The following is an 18244-nucleotide window of genomic DNA, read 5'->3' as shown; positions in this document are numbered from 1 at the left end:
ACGAATTGGGGCGACACCTGTCCGCTGAGTGTCTTTCGCCGGGAGAAGGTCAGGTCGATGGTCAATCAGACGTTGAAAGACTTTATCGTTAAGCAGATCCTGCCCGGCGTCACGACCCCCGCGCAATACATTGGCGGCGAGTTGAACAGCACCCCCAAGGACCATCGCGAGGCCCGAGGGCTGGTCTGCCTTGCCTTTCCAGATACCTATGCGCTCGGCATGAGCCACCACGGGCTCCAGGTGCTCTACAGCCTGATGAATGCCGCGGATTGGGCCTGTGAACGCGCCTTTACTCCGCTGCCCGACTTCGAGAAGGCGCTCCGCGAACACGGTCTCCCGCTCTACGGCCTGGAGACCTTCACGCCGCTCAATCGCTTCGACGTGGTCGGGTTCTCGCTCCAATACGAGATTTGCTACACGAACGTGCTGACGATGCTCGACCTGGGCGGGATCACACTCCACGCCGAGGAGCGCGGGCCGGACGACACCCTGGTGATTGCCGGTGGCCCCGGAGCGCAGAACCCGGAGTTGATCGCCCCCTACATCGACCTGTTCGTCGTGGGTGACGGCGAGCCGAGCCTGCCGATCGTCTGTGAACTCTGGAAGTCGATGCAGGGCGATCCCACCCTCAGCCGGGAAGACAAACTTGCGAAGATCGCCGGAAGCGTGAACTGGGCCTACGTCCCGCGCTTCTATGAGCATCAGTACGCTCCCGACGGTACGATCACGGCGATCGAACGGACTCGGAGCGACGTGCCCGCCGCGATCAAGGCGTGCGTGATCGACTGCCTGGACGCCAGCCCCTTGCCCACGGCGCCGATCTTGCCGTTCGTCGAGACGGCCCATGACCGGATCGCGATCGAGATCATGCGCGGATGCCCGTGGCAGTGCCGGTTCTGCCAGAGCACGGTCATCAAGCGTCCGCTCCGGTTTCGCACGGTCGAAACGATCGTCAACGCGGCGATGGAAAGCTACAAGAATACCGGCCATGACGAGATCAGCCTGCTGTCACTCTCGACCAGCGACTATCCTGATTTCGAGAAGCTGGTGACCCGGATGAGCGAAGTCTTTACCCCCCTGGGAGTGAAGATCTCGTTGCCGAGTCTGCGAATCACCGAGACGTTGAAGAAGATCCCGGCACTGCTGGCTGAGGGGCGCCGGGGGGGTCTGACCCTCGCGCCCGAAGTGGCCCGCGACGACATGCGCGAGCAGATCCGCAAGCCGATCAACAACCAGGACCTCTACGACGGTGCGGCGGAAGCCTTCCGGCGCGGCTGGCGCAAGGTCAAGCTCTACTTCATGTGCGGCTTGCCCGGCGAGCGTCCGGCCGACCTGGACGGCATCATCGAGATGGCCGAGACGATCGCGAGAATCGGCAAGGATGTCACCGGGCGGTACGCGGATGTGGTGGCCAGCGTCTCGAACTTCGTCCCGAAACCGCACACGCCGTACCAATGGAATGGGATGCAGACCCGTGAATACTTCCATTGGGCGCACAAGTATCTCAGGTCCAGGGTCAGAATCCGCTCGGTTACGGTGAAGTGCCATGACATCGAGCGCAGCCTCCTCGAAGGCATCTTGACCCGCGGGGACCGCCGGGTTGCCGAGGGTCTGGAAGAAGTCTGGAAACGCGGCGCCCGCCTTGACGCTTGGTCGGAGTATTTCGACTCCAAGCTCTGGTGGTCAACCTTCGCGGAGTTGGGAATCGACGTACCTTTCTACAGCCAGCGCGAACGGCCCGTCGACGAGATCCTGCCTTGGGACCACATTCACGTCAAGAAGGGGCGTGACTATCTCGCCAAGGAGCAGAACCGCTCGCTCATCCAGCTCGAAGCGATGGCCGGAGCCGTTTGAGCCACTTCCGATTCCGAAAGGGCCGTGGGACGTGACCGAGCCTGCGACAGCGTCGACGACCGAGACCGGACCGATTGAGCCGCCGATCGCAGCCACGGATCAAGTTCAGGAAAATGTCACGAGCCGGCGCCGCTGGCCCGCTCTCGTCGTTTTTCTGGCGATCGTCTGGATCGTCGTCGTTCGCGTTCCGTTGGTCCTCAACGCCCAAAACCATCTGGATAGCGACCTGGCCGTGGACGGCATCACCTTGCGTGACGCCGTTCGGGGCCAGTGGCGCTGGCATTATCCGGCGACGCCTTACATCGGCATTCCGCCGATCCTGTATTCGTTGCCCCAGTCCCTGATCTGGGGCGCCAACCCGTTCACGCTCGTGAGCGGGGGAACCGTCGCCTATCTCAGTCTGGTGGTGGCGACCTTTGCACTCACCTGGGTCGCCTTCGGACGGACCGCGGCCGCCTGGGGGCTCCTTCCCTTGACGTTCGCCTCGACCGGCGTGATCTGGCTCTCGGGACGGATCACCGGCGGCCATCTCAGCGCAGTCGTCTGGCATGCGATCGCGTTCCTGCTGCTCTACCTGACCCTGGCGCGTGGCGGACTCAAATACGCGATCGCGCTTGGGGTTTGGTGCGGCCTTGGCGTCTACGTCGATTCGATGTTCCTGCTGACGCTCTCCGGTCTCGTGCCCGCGGCGATCGGGGCCTGGTGGAGTGGCGGCCGATCGCGTCGCGGCCTGCTCGCAGCGCTGGTCTTTGTTCCGGCCTTCCTGGTGGGCGTCGCCCCTCGGGAGATCGGCGCTCGGGTCGATCCGCACAACGCCTATCCGCAAGGATTTCTCACCTCGTTTGATACCGCGGTCTTGATCAACCACGTTCGCCTGCTTGGCCTCGACTGCTTACCCCGGCTCATCGCCGGCCACCGGCTTCCCAACCTCGAGTCCGACCCCGCTCCTTTGGAACTCGGTGACCCTGGCCCCAACGACAGCCCGAAGGATACGAACCCGCTGGCGATCGCGGTGACGGTCCTCGTCCTGGTGTTGTTCCTGGCGGCGATCCGAGCGATCGCCGATCCGGACTCGAGCCGAGGGAATCTCGCGGCCAATGCCGTTCGCTGGGGCCTGCTCATTTCCGGGGCGGCGACGCTCGTTGCCTTCGTGGCTTATCGAGACATTTTCAATCCCGATAACTACCGATACCTCGTCGACTTGCTGGTTCTCTGGTCGATCGGCTTTGGGCTGACGATGCGCTCGCTTACGCGGATGGGACGCGGGGGCCTGGCGATCGCGGTGCTCTGCGGCTCAACGATGGCCGTCCTCATGACGCTCGATACGGGCCGTTGGTATCATCAGTTCGGCTGGGTCGACTCACGGGGGCGACCGGTGCGGGTCCCCGTGGACGACCTCGTGTTAGCCTGGTTGAATGACCATCGCGAGGTCGATTCGTTTCTCACCGGCTACTGGGACGCCTACCGGCTCACCTTCCTCGCGGATCGAGCCGTGCGCGGCATTCCCTACCCGATCTATCCCAACCGGTTCCCCGAGTGGTCGCGCGCCTTGCCGGGGGGGCATCCCCAGATCGTGATTGCCCGGCAATACCAACGCGGGGGAGAGTACGTCGAGCGTGCCCTGCGGAGCGGCGGCGAGTTTCTCGAGCGGGGCAATCGGTTTTACATCATTTCTTGGCCTTAGAAGGTGGGACGAGACGTGACCCCGACGTCGTTGGATGATGTGTCGACCTGGCATCCCGAACGACGGCCATGGGGCCGAGCCGACGTGCTCGCCTTGCTCGTCTGGACCCTGGCGGTCGCGGGTTACTTCTGGGACGCCGTCACCCTCCAGAAGGCCCTCTTTTACTTCGACATCACCGAGATCAATTTCCCTTACCGCGACTTCTTGGCCCGCGAGCTGTGGGCCGGCCGGTTCTCGCGGTGGTGTCCGGGCCTCTACTGCGGATTCCCGCTCTATAGCGAAAGCCAGGCGGGGTATCTCCACCCGTTGAAGTACTTCCTCTATCCCTGGCTGCCCACCTGGCAAGCCTTTAACCTCGACACGATCCTCTCGATCTGGCTGACCGGAGTCGGGACCTACGGGTGGCTGCGACGCCACGTCGGGGCCAGCGGCGCCCTGGCCGGCGCAGGGGTCTTCGGGCTGGGCGGATACGTCTGGGCGCACCTGATCCATACCAGCATGATCAATTCGCTCGCGAGCGTCCCCTTGATCATCTGGGCGCTTGAGATCGCCTGGGAACGTGGTCGCTGGTGGCCGATCGTTCTCGGGGCCCTGGCGCTCGCCTGCCAGGTGTTCGCGGGCCATATGCAGGACACGATCCTCACCTCCGAGCTAATCGTCCTCTACGCGGGTTATCGCGCAGTGACCGACCGGTCCCGTCGGTCCCGGTTCGCGGCGCTCGGAATGGCGCTGGTTTTGATCGCGCTCGCCGGCACGATTGCGGCGGTTCAAGGCCTGCCGTCGAAAGAACTGCACAGCCGGTCGCCACGCGCCGGAGGCCTCACCTGGGAAGAACTGACCTACGGCTCGTGGCATCCCGAGCTCGTGCCAACCTTGATCCTCCGCGAAACCTATGGCACGTTCGCCCGCGACACCGACTGGATGGATGGCTTCTACCCGTACCACGAGATGAATGCATATCTCGGCGCGATCGCCTTGGCCCTGGCCGTGGTCGGTGCCGCCGCCTCGCGCGATCGCTGGGTGGCGTTCTGGATCATCCTGGCCGGCCTGGGTGGCATTCTGATGCTCGGCCGGTTCACGTTCCTCTTCGACTTTGCGCACCGGATCCCGATCATCGGCAGCGGGCGAATCCCGGTGCGCTACCATCTCTGGGTCTCGCTCGCGGTCGCAGCCCTGACGGCGGTCGGCGTCGACCGCCTCTCCAGGCCGGGGACCGTCCGCCTCCGCCCCGCGCTCCTGACCATCGGAATCCTGGTGCTGGTTTCCATCCCGATTCTCATCACCATCTATACGCCGGTCTGGTCCCAGTCGGCACGTTGGCGGTATCCCTACCACCTGGCGCGGTTCCGCTGGCTGGGTGAGGAGCTTCGGTTCGCCGCCCTCCGAACGGCGATCCTGGCGTTCACGGCGTGGGCGGTGGCGGCCTCGGCGTTACGCAGCTCGTCACCATTGCTGAGGACGCGACTCGTCGCGATCCTGCCGGTCCTGATTCTCGCCGACCTCCTCGGCGCCCATTACTCCGACGTCCCGACGATCACGCCACGCTACTGGACCGATCCCCCCGAAAGTGCGCGACAGCTCAAGGCGGATCCCGATTTCGTCCGCCTGATCGGGGTCGCCAAACGCGCCTCCAACGAGCCGGGCTTCGCGTCGAAACCGGTCGATTTTCTGACGGCCCGCGACACCCTCGACTGGAGCCTTCCCCCGGTCTGGGGCTTGGCGTCCGCCCGGGGTGAAACGCCGATGCTCCCGCGTCGCCTGGTCGAATTCAGCGACCACGTGCTCCCGCGCGAAGGACGATTCGACCTCCAGGCCGTCACCCACCTCGTGACGAGCATGCCCAACATCGAAGTCTGGGGGAAAGGGACCCCGGCCGGCTCCGCCTTCATCAACCGCAACCCCAACGCCTTGCCGCGTACTCGGCTGATGGGCCGGCCCATCTACGTGGAGTCGGAGACCGCCGCGATTGCCGCCCTCGACCGGTTCAAGCCCGCGCTCCGGGACCGCCCGGTCATTGAGGATCCGACACGCCCGCTCCCGGTTGATGCCCAGGTCTCGGGAACCGCGACGATCGCCCGTGAACTTCCCGAGCTGGTCGAGGTTCGCACCGAGTCGAACGGCCCCGCGTACCTCATTCTCGCCGACACCTTTGATCCCGGCTGGTCGGCCACGATCGATGGCCGCGAGGTGCCGATTCGCGCCGCCTACGTGGCGTTCCGTGCGGTCTTCGTCCCGGCCGGAGCGCACACCGTGCTATTTCGCTATCAGCCGGCCGGATTCAGGCTCGGCCTGACGATCACGGGCCTCGGCCTGCTCGCGGGAGTGGCACTCCTGGTTTGGAAACGGTCCCTCACACTCGACCCCGAGCACATCGATCTGGCCTGGCCGCGCGCCTGGCCGATCGCCGGGATGGCCGGATTGTTGCTGATCGTCCTGCTCTCGGCCTTTGAATTCGATCGCAGCTATCGGCCCGTCATCCACCCGCGCTGGGCGCGAAGCTTCCATCGCTTCACCTGGGGTGCCGGGATCGAAGCGATCAACCCGCCGCGAGGGAAGAATGAACCGCCTCAACGGTTCGGAGCACCTCAGCCCTGATGGCCCGACGCGAGCCTCGTCCCTCACCCACTCGGATGCAAGTCAAAGATCCGTCCACGTGTGAAACGCTCCCAAGGAGTCGGTCCGTGGCCAGGCACCGAAACCGCTCCCGACGTCCATCAGTCCGGAGAGGTCCGCGATACCAGGCCCGACGGGACGGGAGTCGAGCGAACCGTGTAACAGCCTGACGGCGAAGTGGATATGATTCACTCATCCTCTCTAATCGCACCCGCATGCACACAACCACGCATCTTAGGGTGCGGACTCAACACACTGATTTGAATGTCACAACCCAAAATGTTGAGGTAACGGAACAGCCGGTCGGTCGTAAAACCATCGAGTCGGCCGTTGAGCAATGCGGAGACCTTGGGTTGCTTGAGTCCCAGCACGACAGCGATGGAGGCTTGGGTCAGGCGTCGGCGTCGGACAATCTTGAGAATCTGGGCGGCAAGCTCGGATTTCGCCAGATAGAGGTCAGCGTTCTTAATTCCAAGGTCGGCGAAAACATTGCCGCTGCTTTCTTTGACGCCCACGCTCGCGTCCACGACGATCGGCTCCGGAGGGGCGGACTCGCGATCGGGGTTGTCACTGAGCTGGCGCCCGAACGGGGGTACGCTGCGGCTCATCGGTCGCGGTCCGAGCGGATCATCGCAGCGCTGTCAGAATGGACCCGGCCGTCAGCCGCGAGCCGCTGCCGCAGTGCCGCGGCATCGGCCCGCGCCGTCGTCACCGTGACCAGCCGCGAGGCCGCGGTGAGGATCGACCGCAGCTCGGCCTCGAGCGACCGGTTGTTCGCCGCCGCGATCGTCTTGAGCCGCTCATAGACCTTGTCATCAAGCTCGCGCACCAGGGCCTGTGCGATCGCTTGTCCTCCACTCCGGGGCTAGCAACCGAGCCAGGATCCGGCCCGCTCGGATCTGCTTACAATATGATAGCACGGTGGCGTCCCCGGGGAAACGACGGCCCTGGATCTCAAGACAGCGGTGCCCAGGCACAGAGAGTGGATCATGCGGCAAATCTGGCGAATTCATCCGGGGCGACAGCCGGACGTCTATTTCCGCCAAACCACCCAGACCTCCCAACTGAGGTGCCTGGCTACTCAATCCCGAACAGCGACCCCGCGCCGATTTGACCCGTTCCTCGACACCCAATTCCGAGTGTGACAACGGCTATTCTCCAAAAGGATGGGCCAGTTTGCGATCCAACGGGGGAGGGGGGATTGCATTCTGAACGACGTTCGCCTAGATTATGAACCTTCCAGCGTAGGAATATTCCAAGAACGGCTTTGATGACAAAGCCAGCGGTTTTGGGGCGTGCGATGGCGATCACGAAGGAGAAGAAGACGGAGATCATCGGGTCGTTCAGCCGGGGTGAGGCCGATACAGGGTCGCCCGAGGTGCAAATTGCCCTCCTGACGGCCCGGATCAACGATTTGACCAGTCACTTCAAGAGTCATGCGAAGGACCATGCCAGCCGCCGTGGGCTGCTGATGATGGTCTCGAAGCGGTCGAGCCTGCTCAAGTACCTGAGGCTCCACAATCGCAAGAGCTACCTTGAGGTCATCGGACGTTTGGGCATCCGCAAGTAACCGGCCGTTGGTGACGACCTGCCTCGGCCGACCCTTCCTCTCGGCTTAGGGACCACCCTCTCCGGGCGCTCCCCCTCGGTCGGGCGCTTCGGATGGCCGTGGCCTCTTCCTCTCCCGGATCCCCCGGGGCATCCATCCGAAATGAGGCTCCTGCGCCCGGTCCCGCAACGGACCGGTGCGCATGGTCGCCTTCCCATTCCCCGACCGCTACAGAACGAACGTATGTAGGTGCAGTCCATGTCAACCTCGTCTTTCGCAACGCGGAAGCCTGTCACCGTCGAACGTACGATCGGTGATAAACGGCTCACTATTGAGACCGGTCGTCTCGCCAAGCAGGCCAGCGGCGCAGTTGTCGTTCGGGTCGGCGACACCATGACTCTCGTCGCGACCGTGGCCGGCCCCGGCCGTGAAGGGCTCGACTTCTTCCCGCTTACGGTCGACTACCGGGAAAAGGTCTATGCCGCAGGTAAGTTCCCCGGTGGCTTCATCAAGCGTGAAGGCCGGCCGACCACTAAAGAAATTCTCACCTCCCGACTGATCGATCGCCCGATCCGTCCGCTCTTCTCCGACTCGTACCGCGACGAGGTCCAAATCCAGGCGGGTCCGATCTCGTCGGACCGCAAGAATGATGCCGACGTCCTCTCGATGATCGGCGCCTCGGCCTCGCTCGTCCTGGCCCGGCTCCCGTTCCTCGGCCCCATCGGCTCGGTCCGACTCGCGCGAGTCGACGGCAAGTTGATCCCGTTGCCGAACGTCGACGAGCTCGCGGAAAGCGATCTCGACCTCGTCGTCGCGAGCACCGAACACCGGATCGTGATGATCGAAGGGTTCAGCGATGAACTGCCCGAGCCCGAGATGCTCGAGGCGATCATGACGGCCCACCGAATCAACCAGGATATCATCGCGCTGCAGCATGAGCTCGTCGCCGCTTGCGGGCTGCCTCCGTTCGAGCCCCAGGTCGCTCCGGAAGATCCGCTCCGGCGGACCCTCTACGACCGATTCGGCCGGGAACTCCGCGACTACAAGCAGATCCATGGCAAGGCCGACCGGAACAACGCCACCAAGGATCTTCTCAAGCGGATCACGTCCGAGTTTTGCCCGGAAGACAAGTCGGGCCACGTCACCCCCGCCCAGGTGAAGGGGGCGTTCTCCGCGGTCGAAGAGCGCGTCGTTCGCGAGTTGATTCTCGAAGGCAAACGGCCCGACGGCCGCGGCCCACGCGACCTCCGACCGATCCATTGCGAGGTCGGCGTCCTCCCCCGAGCCCACGGCTCGGCGATCTTCCAGCGGGGCGAAACCCAAGCCCTGGTGACGACCGTGCTGGGGACGTCCGCCGACGAGCAGCGGGTCGACGGCATCATGGACGAGTTCAGCAAGAAGTTCATGCTGGACTACAACATGCCCTCGTTCGCGGTGGGCGAGGTCCGTCCGATTCGCGGCCCCGGCCGTCGTGAAATCGGCCACGGCGCCCTGGCCGAGCGGTCGGTCGCCCCGATCCTGCCCGGTTCGACGCGATTCCCGTACACGATTCGCGTCGTGTCCGACATCCTCGAGTCGAACGGCTCGAGCTCGATGGCCTCCGTCTGCGGAGCGACGCTCAGCCTGATGGACGCCGGCGTGCCGATCAGCGACCCGGTCGGTGGGATCTCGATCGGCCTGGTCGAAGACGAGGCCTCCGGTCGATTCGTCCTCCTCACCGATATCATCGGTGACGAAGACCACTTCGGCGACATGGATTTCAAGGTCGCCGGCACCCAGCGCGGCGTCACCGGGATCCAGCTCGACCTCAAGAACGCGGGGATCACCGAGGAGATCGTCAAGGCGACCCTCGAGCAGGCTCACGAAGCCCGGCTCGAGATTCTCCGGGCGATGCTCCGCTCGATCAAGCGGCCGCGCGAAGAGATCTCGAACAACGCGCCTCGCCTGATCCAGATCCAGATCAACCCCGAGAAGATCGGCCTGATTATCGGCCCCGGCGGCAAGACGATTCGTCGCCTCCAGGACGAGACAGGCGCCAAGATCGACATCGAAGACAGCGGAATCGTCACCCTCTCCAGCAGCACGGCGGAAGGGGCGGAGGCCGCTCGCGACAAGATCCAGGCGATGACCGAAGGCGTCCAGGTCGGACGGATCTACGAAGGACGCGTCACCTCGATCAAGGACTTCGGCGCCTTCGTCGAAATCCTCCCCGGCAAAGACGGTCTGGTACATATCAGCGAGCTGTCCGACGGTTACGTCAGCAGCGTGACTGACATCTGCCGGGTCGGCGACCCGATGCTGGTCAAGGCGATCTCAGTCGATGACCAGGATCGCGTCAAGCTCTCACGCAAGGCCGCCCTGGCCGAGCGCGGCGAGGTCGACGAATACGCCAAGGCCCACCCGGCCGGTGACCGGCCCCAGGGTGGCGGTGGTGGAGGCGGCGGGGACCGCGGTCCCGGTGGTCCTCCTCGTCGCGACTTCGGCGGTGGCCGAGGTGGCCCCGGTGGTGGCGATCGCGGACCGCGCCGCGACTAAGCCTCACGCTCTTTCTCTTTTGACGGCAACCTCAGGACCGGCTCCCTCTTGATTGGGGGCCGGTCCTTTCTGCCAAAGACACGCCGATCTCCACTCGTCGTGGCTCCGAGGCCATCGCGCGTTTCCCCTGGGACCGGGCATCGCCCATGGACAACCACTCGCTCAATAATCCGACGGACGACGATCCCCAAGACTCGTTCGCATCCACGATCGCCAGTGAGATCGACGAGCACGAGATCAATCGCCGGCTCCGCGCGCAGTATGCCGAAATCGCCGAGCTCGCCGGTGGCCTGGCGCACGAGATCCGGAACCCGCTCTCCACGCTCTCCTTGAATCTCGACCTGCTTGCCGAGGATTTCGAGAATCCGGAAACACCGCGCGATCGCCGCGTGCTCCAGAAAATCGAGCGACTCCGCCGCGAGAGCCAGCGACTCCAAGACATTCTCGAAAACTTCCTGCGCTTCGCCCGCGTTCAGGAACTGGAGACCAAGCCCACCGACCTCAACGTGGTCGTCGATGATATGCGCGACTTCCGCGAGCCTCAGGCCGCGACGAAGGGGATCGTGTTCCGAACCCAGTACACGCTCAACCTCCCGTTGGTCCCGCTCGATACCGAACTGTTCAAGCAAGCCCTTTTGAACCTGATCCTCAACGCGGAGCAAGCGATGCCTGACGGCGGCGAGCTCATGATGAGGACGAGACGCGAGGGGCGCTGGAACATCCTCGATGTTACGGACACGGGGATCGGCATGAGCGACGAAGTTCGCTCGCGCGTCTTCGAGGCGTTCTTCTCGACGCGGGCCAATGGAAGCGGCCTGGGCCTCGCCACGACCCGGAAGATTGTCGAGGCGCACGGCGGTAGTCTGCACGTCCAGAGCGTGCCCGGCAAAGGGTCTCAATTCACGGTTCGTTTGCCCAACCTCGATCCGGATCCCGAGCAGAGCTGAGGTCTGATGGATCAGCAAATTCGCGTCCTTGTGGTCGATGACGACGAGCCCCACGCCGAGGCGGTGGCCGAAAGCCTCGAGCGCGTCGGCTATGAATGCGTGGTGGCGAACAGCGGGCGGGAAGGGCTCCGGCTGATCGAAGAGCAGAGCTTCGACATCATCGTGACCGACCTCATCATGGACGGCGTCGGTGGTCTCGAGGTCCTTGGCAAAGCCAAACGCGAGCTTCCCGACTCCGAAGTCGTCATCCTGACCGGCCACAGCACCATCAAGACGGCCGTTACCGCGATGCAGGCGGGGGCGACCACTTATCTGACCAAGCCGCTCGATATCAGCGAACTGCGGACCGTCGCCGACAAAGTCTCGCAAACCCAACGGCTCGCACGGTCGAACCTGGAACTTCAGCGCCAGCTCAACGAGCGGTTCGGCTTCGAGGGCGTGATCGGCAACTCTCCGTCGATGCACACGGTGGTCGCCCGGCTCCGCCAGATCGCTCCCACCTCGGCCACCGTCTTGATCACCGGCGAGAGCGGCACCGGCAAGGAGCTTGTGGCCAAGGCGCTCCACAACAACAGCCCAAGACGCTACAAACCCTTCGTGCCCCTCAACTGTGCGGCGCTCAGTGATAACATCCTCGAAAGCGAACTCTTCGGGCATGTCCGCGGTGCATTCACCGGCGCGGATCGCGAGCGAAAAGGCTGGTTCGAGCACGCCAACGGCGGCACCTTGTTTCTCGACGAGGTCGGCGACATCCCGCTCTCGACCCAGGTCAAGCTGCTCCGAGCCATCGAGTCGGGAGAGATTGTCAAAGTCGGCACCAATGAACCTTTGAAAGTGAACGTCCGGCTGATCTCGGCGACCAACCGTGACCTGACCGAGGCGATCACCGCCGGCTCGTTTCGACAGGACCTGTATCACCGCCTCAAGGTGGTCAGCGTAAAGTTATCGCCCCTCCGCCAACGGCGCGAGGATATTCCGCTCCTGATCGAGTTCTTCCTCAAAGAATTCACCACTTCCCATGGCAAGACGGTAACCTCGATCACCCCCGCCACGCGCAAGGCGCTGATGAGCCATCCTTGGCCTGGAAATGTCCGCGAGTTGAAGAATACGATCGAGAGTATGGTCGTCATCGACTACGACGGGATCCTCGACATCGATGACCTGACCGAGGAGATCCAGGCCTCGGCAACGATCACCGGTGAAGCGACCGGCGGCGGCCAAGTCAGCCTGGTCGGCCGCTCCCTCGAGCAAATCGAAAAATACTACATCGCCGAAACGTTGAAGATGACCAACGGAAATCGCGAGGATGCCGCGAAGCTTCTCGGAATCGGCGAGCGCACCCTCTACCGTAAGCTCAAAGAATACGAAATCGCCTGAGGTCCCCCGAACCACGATAGCCACAGCGCACTCGCTTGGTCGAAGACCTCGCCGAACCTGTGATAAAGTCGTAATCAATTCACGGTTGATTCACGATCAAAATCGAATGGTTTCCGTAGGGTGGGCACGGTCCACCTTCCCGTTCTCCTTGCCAAAACGGGGGTTAAGCAAAACCAAATTATCGCAATTTTTCAACCACGAATGACACAAATCATTAATTTCAACTAATTTCTTAATTATTTTTTATTGCTTGCATTTATTCGTGTCATTCGTGGTTAAATTCTTAATTTGTGTGATTTGTCATTGAATTTTTAAATGGTGGACCGTGCCTACCCTACATCCGGGAATGACGGGTTCGGCGAAGCGGTCCGGCTTGGCCTTCTCGCTCCCAGGAAGTCAGGGAGCTGACGCTCCCCGCTCGCCTTGCCGTTTCAATCCGGGTGGGCCCGCCTACGGCACTCGAAGTTTCGGGACGAAAGACCAGAGGTTATAATCTCGTAAAGAGTCTTTCGGGGGAGTGACGTCATGGGGATCATCCGGCAATTGTCAGCGGCGGTCATTAATCAGATCGCGGCCGGCGAAGTGGTGGAACGACCGGCGAGCGTGGTCAAGGAACTGCTCGAGAACGCGATCGACGCCGGTGCGTCGCGGATCGACGTGGCGGTGGAGCGGGGGGGGAAGGATCTGATCCGGATCGCGGACAACGGCCGCGGGATCGGAGTGGACGACCTGCCACTCGCCTTCATGCCGCACGCGACGAGCAAGCTCGCCGAGGCGGAGGACTTGTTCCGGATCGCCACCCTCGGCTTTCGCGGCGAGGCGCTGGCGGCGATCGCCGAGGTCTCCAAGGTGCGGTGCCAGACTCGTCAGGCCGACTCGCCGGAGGGGTCGGAGATCTCCATCGACGCCGGGATCGCCAGTCCAATCCGGTCGTGTGGCTGCCCTCCGGGCACGGTCTTCGAGGTCCGCAACCTGTTCGCCAACACGCCCGTGCGGCGGACGTTCCTCAAGTCCGACTCGACCGAGGCGGGACACGTCGCGGAGATGTTTTCGCGGGTCGCCCTGGCGCACCCGACCATCCACCTCACGTTCCGGTCGGCGGGAAAGCTCGTTCACGACCTGCCCGCGGTCACCGGCATCAATGAACGGATCGCCGTCTTCTTCGGGCGGGAGTTGGCCGACTCGCTCCTCTGGATCGAGAGCCAGGTCGACGACATTCATCTGTGGGGCTACGTGGCCCACCCCTCACAGAGCCGGTCGACGGCCAAGGGACAGTTCCTGTTCGTGGGCGGGCGCTATGTTCGCGACCGATCCCTGGCGCACGCTTTGGCCGAGGCATACCGGGGGTTACTGATGGTCGGTCGCAGTCCGGTCGCCTTCTTGCACCTCGACCTTCCCCCGGACCAGGTGGATGTCAACGTCCACCCCACCAAGGTGGAAGTCCGGTTCCGGGACGGTCAGCGAATCTACAGCCAGCTCCTCGCGACCGTCCGCCAGACCTTTCTCGCCAGCGACCTGCACTCGAGACTTCAGGCGAATGCCGAAGCCGCCTCGGCGACTTACTCGGCCTCGGAAACACCGCCACGGAGTGAGCCCACCTCGCGGTTCCAGCTTGCCGAGCCATCCCAGGCCCGCCAGGAGGTGGCCAACTGGTTCGCTCCCAGCACACCGAGCAATCCCGGCCAGTTCAAGGCATTCCCATCACCGGGCTACGCCGGGGGACCGGTCTCGCTCCCGTCGTGGGCCCCGGCGCTGCCGTCGACTCCGCCACAAGCCTCCGAGACTCCGTTCGACGAGTTTAACGACTTATCGGCATCGGAGCATGCTTCGACGGGCGCGATCCCCCCACCGGCCGGCCCCGAGGGAGAGCGAGAGTTGGAACCCAGTGTCGGTGGCGGCGAGCTCAGCCTCCTTCCCGGCGTTCCCCTCAAAGCGTTCCAGGTTCATGACAGCTACCTCGTCGCCGAGACGGATGACGGGATGATGGTCATCGACCAGCACGCCTTGCACGAACGGATCCTCTATGAGGAGCTGAAGCGACGGGTGGAGCGGGGGGGGTCGAATCGCAGCGGCTCCTCGTCCCCGAGCCGGTCGACCTCCCGGGCGCCGAGGCGTCGCTGATCCTCGAACAGCGCGACTTGCTCAAGAATCTGGGCCTCGAGATCGAACCGTTCGGCGGAGACACCGTGCTCATCCATGGCGCTCCCGCCATGCTTTCGGGGGTCTCTCCCGAGCGGCTCCTCCGCGATCTCGCCGAGCACTTCGCGACCAAACCACTGCCACCGACCGCCGACGCGATCCTGGCCGATCTCTTGAACATGATCGCATGCAAAGCCGCCGTGAAAGCCGGTCAGCGGCTGACGCCCGACGAGGTTCAGGCGTTGCTCGAACGGCGTCACCTGGTTTCCGACTCGCACCACTGCCCGCATGGCCGTCCGACGGCCTTGATCTTCACCAAGTCGGAGTTGGAGCGTCAGTTCGGACGGGTCTGATCGGTCGAGCCGCGATCCCGCAAAAGATTCAGGTCCCGAGCGTGGGATGAAGCCTGAGCCAGTTTCGATCCGCCCTCTTTCGTCAAAGCCGGGCCGCGCCGTACAATTCGGGTCGTCTACACAAATACTTAACCGCCGTAAGTCGGGTTGGGTCTGGGAGTCCGACGATGATCTGCGTCACACTTGGGCGAGGCCGTCACGCTTCGCTCGCCGAGGAATGGAAAGAGGCCGCGGCCGCCGGCGTCGAGCTGGTCGAGCTGCGCCTGGATTGCTTGCGACGCGAGCCGGACCTCAAGCGCATCCTGGCCAATCGGCCGACCCCGCTCGTCTTCACGATTCGTCGCGGCGTCGATGGCGGAATCTGGCGGGGAAGCGAAGATCGGCGCCAGCAACTGCTTCGCGAGGCGATCGCGCTCGGGGTCGATTACGTTGACCTCGAGATGGATATCGCGCCCAAGATCCGCCGGTTCGGCAAAACGAAGCGGATCGTCTCCTATCACAACTTGAAGAAAACCCCGGCGGAACTCGTCGAGATCGCCGAACAGTGCGATGAGATGGACGCTGACGTGGTCAAGATTGCCACCAAGGCCGAGAGCTTGAGCGATGCACTCCGCGTCCTCAACCTCGGAACCCGGGCGCACGTGCCGACGGTCACGATCGCGATGGGGGAGATCGGGTTCTTCACCCGGGTCTTGGGGGCCAAGTACAAGGCGCCGTTCACCTACGCGGGCATCAATCCCGAGCGGACCTTCGCGCCGGGAATGCCCACCTATCAGGTGCTCAAGAACGACTACGCTTATGACATGATCGACGCGGAGACCGAAGTCTACGCCGTCATCGGCGACCCGATCGAGCAAAGCCTGAGCCCGGCGATCCACAACGCCGCGTTCCGACACCTCGGCCTGAACAAGGTCCTGGTGCCGTTGCTGATTCCGGCGGGCACACTCGAGGCGTCGCTCAAAGAACTCGAAGTGTTAAACATCCAAGGGTACAGCGTCACGATTCCGCACAAGGAAGAGCTCGTCAAGCTCCTCGACCAGAAGGACGGGGCGGTCGAGCGCACCGGTTCGTGCAATACCTTGGTGTTTCAAAAGGGCAAAAAGATCGGCCACAATACCGACTACCGAGCGGCGATGGACACGCTCGAAGCCGGGATGGGAGGGCTGAAAGAGGATGGCACCAGCCCGTTGATGGACAAGCAAGTCCTGATTCTCGGGGCGGGAGGAGCGGCCCGCTCGATCGGCTTCGGGTGTGCGCGGCGCGGTGCGAGCGTCACCATCACGAATCGCCACGACGCCCGCGCCACGAAATTGGCCGAGGAAGTCGGTTGCCGCACGGTGACCTGGGCTCAGCGGGCCAGCACGCTGGCGGAAATCGTGGTGAACTGCACTCCGGTCGGCATGCACCCTGACGTCGATGACACGCCGGTTCCCCCTGCGACGTTCAGCACACCCGGCATGATCGCGTTCGACACGATCTACCACCCCGAAAACACGATGTTCCTCAAGCTCGCCCGAGAACGTGAGTGCATCCCGATCAACGGGGTGGATATGTTCGTGGGCCAGGCGGCCGAGCAGTTCAAGCTCTATACCGGCATGGACGCGCCGAAGGACGTCATGCGAGCCGCGCTAAAGCGTAAACTTGGACCGGTCCGTTTATGAAGGAAAATCGTTCACATCGTCAAGGTCTGGCGCTGGTCGGGCTCCGAGGGACCGGAAAGTCGTCAGTTGGGCGGATTTTGGCCGATCGACTGGGCCGCCCGTTCGCGGATGCCGATGTCGAATTGGAAGCCGCGTCCGGCCGATCGATTCCGTCGATCTTCGCCGAGCTCGGCGAGCCCTGCTTTCGCGACTGGGAAGAACGGATGCTCGGTGAGCTGACCACGAGACCCGAACTGATCCTGGCGACCGGCGGAGGCGTGGTCCTTCGCGAGTCGAACCGGAAACGACTCCGTGAGTTTGGCTTCGTGGTCTGGCTCACGGCCGACCCCGCCTTGCTCACTGATCGGCTGCTGGCGAATCCGCGGGGCCTGGCTCATCGCCCCGCGCTCACGTCGGCCGGCACGATCGCGGAACTGGCGGACGTCCTCCAAGCCCGCGCCCCGTTGTACCGCGAAGTCGCCGACCTCGTGATCGAGACCGGCGGCCGGACCACGCGACAGGTGGTCGACGCAATCCTTGACGAATGGGACGACCGGGGCGGACAATCGTCATAGTGGATCCTCCTTTTTTTTTGTGCAAAGGCTGCTGACTTGCCCACGACGTTGCCGCTACTCCTGTTGATGGGAACCTGGCTGTTCGCGCTCGGGGCCGTCGTCGGCAGCTTCCTGAACGTCTGTATCTACCGGATTCCCTGGCAGAAGAGTGTGATCTGGCCGGCGTCCCACTGTCCCCGGTGCTGGAGCGCGATCGCCGCCCGCGACAACGTGCCGATCTTCGGGTGGCTCGCCCTGGGCGGGAAGTGCCGGTCGTGCCGCAATCCGATCTCGGTCCGCTACCCGTTGATCGAAGCGCTGGTCGGCCTCCTGTTCGTCGCGATCTTCATCGTGGACGTGATCCACGGGCGCCGGGTCTGGCAGGGGGAATTGCCCACCTGGCTGTTCACCACCTGGTTGTTCCACGCCATCCTGATCGCGCTCCTCGTGGCCAGCACGTTCATCGACTACGACCTCTACATCATTCCCGACGCGATCACCTTGACCGGAATGATCGCGGGGGTGGCTTTGGGGACGGTCTACCCTTGGATTCGCCCCGAGCCTTCAACGGCTTTAACAGCGTGGGGCGGCTTTTGGACCGGGGTGGCCGGGCTCCTGATCGGGGGAGGCTTGACCGGGACGGTTCGGCTCCTCGGCTCACTGGCGGTCGGTCGCGAGGCGATGGGCTTCGGTGACGTGACCCTGATGGCGATGATCGGCGCGTTCCTGGGCTGGCAGGCGGCGGTCCTCACCTTCTTCATCGCTCCCTTCTTTGGTCTGGCGCATGCCCTTGGAAAACTCGCCAAATACATCGTGAAACGGCTGAGTGGCGCGAAATCCTCGAGTGCCGACCGCGAAATTCCTTTTGGGCCCTATTTGAGCATGGCAGCGGTCGCACTGGTTCTGTCGTGGCCCTGGCTCTGGGATGGCTGGGCGAAAGACCTCTTCCACACACTCCTCGTGCTATTCTTGTGGGTGACGATGGGTGTGGAGGGATGA

12 protein-coding genes and 1 pseudogene are annotated in these 18244 nt (G+C 63.5%); 11 read left to right on the top strand and 2 right to left on the bottom strand.

What is annotated here, in order from left to right:
* Positions 1-57: 57 nt before the first annotated feature.
* From BUS42_RS32320 to BUS42_RS32310, 3 genes are read left to right on the top strand one after another with little or no spacing between them, the layout of a single operon-like run.
* A complete protein-coding gene (locus BUS42_RS32320; protein ID WP_074315569.1) occupies positions 58-1854 on the top strand; it encodes a TIGR03960 family B12-binding radical SAM protein in 1797 nt (598 codons plus the stop codon).
* A gap of 31 nt (positions 1855-1885) precedes the next feature.
* Positions 1886-3538 carry a hypothetical protein gene (locus tag BUS42_RS32315; protein ID WP_074313991.1) on the top strand — a complete coding sequence of 551 codons (1653 nt, stop codon included), beginning with the start codon at positions 1886-1888 and terminating at the stop codon, positions 3536-3538.
* A gap of 15 nt (positions 3539-3553) precedes the next feature.
* A complete protein-coding gene (locus BUS42_RS32310) occupies positions 3554-6133 on the top strand; it encodes a YfhO family protein (RefSeq protein WP_074313988.1) in 2580 nt (859 codons plus the stop codon).
* 206 nt (positions 6134-6339) lie between these two features.
* On the opposite strand, the gene BUS42_RS32305 is transcribed toward BUS42_RS32310, so the two are convergent.
* Both BUS42_RS32305 and BUS42_RS32300 read right to left on the bottom strand, forming a co-directional pair.
* Positions 6340-6759, bottom strand: a complete 420-nt coding sequence (locus BUS42_RS32305; protein WP_083670890.1) for a helix-turn-helix domain-containing protein — start codon at positions 6757-6759, stop codon at positions 6340-6342.
* Positions 6756-6980: a FitA-like ribbon-helix-helix domain-containing protein gene (locus BUS42_RS32300; protein WP_074313985.1), complete on the bottom strand. Its 225-nt coding sequence runs from the start codon at positions 6978-6980 to the stop codon at positions 6756-6758. Before BUS42_RS32300 ends, BUS42_RS32305 begins: the two co-directional genes overlap by 4 nt.
* Before the next feature lie 471 nt (positions 6981-7451).
* On the opposite strand from BUS42_RS32300, the gene rpsO reads away from it, so the two are divergent.
* The 8 genes and pseudogenes from rpsO to BUS42_RS32260 all read left to right on the top strand — a co-directional run bounded on the left by rpsO (position 7452) and on the right by BUS42_RS32260 (position 18244).
* Positions 7452-7721, top strand: coding sequence for a 30S ribosomal protein S15 (gene rpsO, locus BUS42_RS32295; protein ID WP_074313983.1), 270 nt, complete (start codon positions 7452-7454; stop codon positions 7719-7721).
* Between the two features lie 237 nt (positions 7722-7958).
* Positions 7959-10235: a polyribonucleotide nucleotidyltransferase gene (gene pnp, locus BUS42_RS32290; protein WP_074313981.1), complete on the top strand. Its 2277-nt coding sequence runs from the start codon at positions 7959-7961 to the stop codon at positions 10233-10235.
* 146 nt (positions 10236-10381) lie between these two features.
* A complete protein-coding gene (locus BUS42_RS32285) occupies positions 10382-11182 on the top strand; it encodes a two-component system sensor histidine kinase NtrB (protein WP_074313979.1) in 801 nt (266 codons plus the stop codon).
* A gap of 6 nt (positions 11183-11188) precedes the next feature.
* A complete protein-coding gene (locus tag BUS42_RS32280; RefSeq protein ID WP_074313977.1) occupies positions 11189-12559 on the top strand; it encodes a sigma-54-dependent transcriptional regulator in 1371 nt (456 codons plus the stop codon).
* A 525-nt stretch (positions 12560-13084) separates the two neighbouring features.
* A pseudogene (gene mutL, locus BUS42_RS32275) lies at positions 13085-15051 on the top strand (DNA mismatch repair endonuclease MutL).
* A gap of 167 nt (positions 15052-15218) precedes the next feature.
* Positions 15219-16712, top strand: coding sequence for a shikimate dehydrogenase (gene aroE / locus BUS42_RS32270; RefSeq protein ID WP_074313975.1), 1494 nt, complete (start codon positions 15219-15221; stop codon positions 16710-16712).
* Positions 16709-17266, top strand: a complete 558-nt coding sequence (locus BUS42_RS32265; RefSeq protein ID WP_074313973.1) for a shikimate kinase — start codon at positions 16709-16711, stop codon at positions 17264-17266. The genes aroE and BUS42_RS32265 overlap by 4 nt, the downstream gene beginning before the upstream one ends.
* A gap of 36 nt (positions 17267-17302) precedes the next feature.
* The gene (locus BUS42_RS32260) at positions 17303-18244 is read left to right on the top strand and encodes a prepilin peptidase (protein WP_074313971.1); all 942 of its coding nucleotides are present in this window, start codon (positions 17303-17305) and stop codon (positions 18242-18244) included.

Source organism: Singulisphaera sp. GP187 (assembly GCF_900129635.1).
Taxonomy (GTDB): Bacteria; Planctomycetota; Planctomycetia; order Isosphaerales; family Isosphaeraceae; genus Singulisphaera.
Note: the sequence above shows the minus strand (reverse complement) of the source record. Positions and strands in the feature narration are given on the sequence as shown.